Source organism: Chryseobacterium elymi, from assembly GCF_003385495.1.
Classification (GTDB): domain Bacteria; phylum Bacteroidota; class Bacteroidia; order Flavobacteriales; family Weeksellaceae; genus Chryseobacterium; species Chryseobacterium elymi.
Window position 1 is genome coordinate 1 of the sequence record NZ_QNUH01000062.1, and the last position, 1,178, is coordinate 1,178.

Genomic DNA, 1,178 nt, shown 5'->3' on the forward strand with positions numbered 1-1,178 from the left:
TTCTGTAAAAGATGAAGACGGCAATGAAACCATAGAATTCAAAAATGGACAGGGACAGCTTATCCTAGCCAGAAAAGTAATCGCTGCAGACGAGTATGCAGATACTTACTATGTATATAATGAATATAATCAGCTGGCATTTGTTATTCCACCACTTGCAAGTATCCGTGGTGATATTGCCACTAATACTTTAAAACATGATGAGCTATGTTACCAATACCGCTATGACGGAAGAAGTCGTTTAGTAGAAAAGAAACTTCCTGGTAAAGGCTGGGAATATATGGTATATGACAAACAGGATCGTTTGGTTGCGACACAAGATGCCGAATTAAAAAACAAAGGACAATGGTTGTACACCAAATATGATCAGTTTGGAAGAGTAGCCATTACAGGAATAGGGACAGGTGGTGCAAGAAGTGCTGAACAGGCTATTGTTGACGGATATAACTCCAATAATGTAAACAGGTTAACCACTGCTCTTTTCGAAAGACAGGGTATAGAAGTCTATTATGGAAATCAAGACAATACCTATCCGAACTCTACAAAGTGGGTTACATTACTGTCTTTGAATTATTATGATTCCTATCCAGGGTACAGTTTCAATCCTTCTTTTCCTTCCACAATTCAGGGAGAAACCGTTTTAGCTCAAACTCCATCAACTGATGGAAGAAGTACCAAAGGATTACCAGTAATGAGTCTGGTAAAGAATATCGAAGACGATAACTGGACAAAGAACTACACCTATTACGATACCAAAGGAAGATCTATTGGAAGTCATTCCATTAATCACCTGGGAGGCTATACAAAAACAGAATCCAAGCTGGATTTTGCGGGAGTTCCTCAGACTGTCATTACCAGACATAAAAGATTGAATACAGATACGGAAAGAGTTATTACAGAAAATTTCACCTATGATCACCAGAACAGGCTGCTTGTTCATAAGCATCAGGTAGATAGTAATGCCGAAGAAATTCTGGCTCAGAATAAGTACAATGAACTTTCCCAGCTTGAAAACAAGAAAGTCGGAGGAATTAGCCTTGGATCACCACTTCAAAGTATTGATTATAAGTACAACATCAGAGGCTGGATGACTAAGGTTAATGACCCTGCCAATCTGAATGGAAAACTCTTTGGGTATGAAATGAGATATACTAATCCTGTTTATTCAAATGTGGCTC

General features: G+C 38.5%; 1 pseudogene. It reads left to right on the forward strand.

Annotation, left to right across the window (positions count from 1 at the left end):
* Positions 1-1,178, forward strand: a pseudogene (locus DRF60_RS21290) (RHS repeat-associated core domain-containing protein); the annotation flags it as partial.